This window comes from Xanthobacter aminoxidans (assembly GCF_023571765.1).
Lineage (GTDB): Bacteria > Pseudomonadota > Alphaproteobacteria > Rhizobiales > Xanthobacteraceae > Xanthobacter > Xanthobacter aminoxidans.
Genome location: NZ_JAMJXC010000054.1, coordinates 1 through 1,387, shown reverse-complemented (window position 1 = coordinate 1,387; position 1,387 = coordinate 1). Strand labels below are relative to the sequence as shown.

1 protein-coding gene is annotated in these 1,387 nt (G+C 68.1%); it reads left to right on the top strand.

Going from position 1 to position 1,387, the window contains the following annotated elements; all coding sequences use genetic code 11:
- Nucleotides 1-83 precede the first annotated feature (83 nt).
- A partial coding sequence (locus EJ105_RS27560; RefSeq protein ID WP_250168877.1) for a phage head spike fiber domain-containing protein occupies nt 84-1,387 on the top strand: 1,304 nt, incomplete at its 3' end.

Sequence of the window (1,387 nt, the reverse complement as noted above, 5' to 3'; positions counted from 1 at the left end):
CCACGCCCTACGCCTATCTCGACTTTTTCAGCGTCTGCACCACGGGCCGGCCCGCCTGGGGGCCGCTGCCCTGAGGATCGCCCATGGACTTCACGAACTATTACGGGACGGGAACCATCTCGGTCTCCGCCAACGGCACCGCCGTGACCGGTGTCGGCACGCTCTGGAGCGCCTTGGTCATGCCGGGCGACACGCTGGAGGCCGGCGGCCGGGCGGTGCGCGTCCTCTCGGTGACGGACGACTCCCACCTGACCCTCGCCTATGGCTGGCCTTCGACGGCGCTGGCCGGCTCCGGCTACATGATCGTCTACAACTCGCCCGACCGCGCCACTGGCACCTATGTGGCCGAGCGGGTGCGCGAGCTGATCGAGCGCCAGCGCGTGCTTGACGATGCCGTCGCCACCTATGCGGCCGCCTCGGTGGGCCTCGACACGCCGCCGGGCGCGCCGATGGAAGGCGACCTCCATGTGGTGGGCACGTCGCCCACGGGCGCGTGGGTCGGCTATGCCGGCTATCTCGCCATCTGGAGCGGCACCGCGTGGCGCTTCACCCCGCCCGCGCAGGGCATGCAGGTGGTGGCCCTCGACACCGACATGATGTGGCGGCGCACCCTGTCGGGCTGGAGCATGTGGGCGTTGGGTGACCGGCTCGCACTCAATGGTCGCACGCCCACGTTGATCGCTGATTTCGTCCGAGACCAGTACCGGCTCAACGGCTCGGGTATCTCGGCCAGCGAGCTTTTCGCGCGCTCCGGCGTTGGCAAGCGCGTCATCGGCGCCAGCGGGCTGGTGGAGGTGGTGCCGGACAATATCCTGGCATTCGACTATTCGGCCGGCCGCCGGCGCATGATATTCGAGGGAGCCGCGACGAATTACATCCGATATGCCAATGATTTCGCAGGCACCGGATGGTTCAGGGACGGCGGCTCGACTATCACGGCGAATGCAGCCGCCGCCCCCGATGGGTCGATGACGGCGGACCGGTACCAGATCGCCTCATATCTGGGCTGCGATCTGGGCACCAATATCACGTCGCGCGCCACATTCTCAGTGTGGCTCCGGAGCGCGACCGGTGCCAACCAGACCGTCCAGATGTACCTGGCCTACTCCACGCCCGACAGCGTCGCGGCGAACCAGAATTTTACCGTCACGACGACGTGGCAGCGCTTCACGCTCACTGGCACGCCGCCGCCCGGCGCGACGGGGTTCCGTCCGGTCATCGCGGCGGGCGATGTTTATGCGTGGGGCGCTCAGTTCGAGGCAGGCTCGGCCGCCACGTCGCTAATCGCCACCGCCGGCAGCGCCACCACCAGACCCGCCGATTTGGCACCATGGTCCGGCAAGGCGGTAGGGGCGGTGAACACGACAGGCTGCACGCTGGCCTTCAG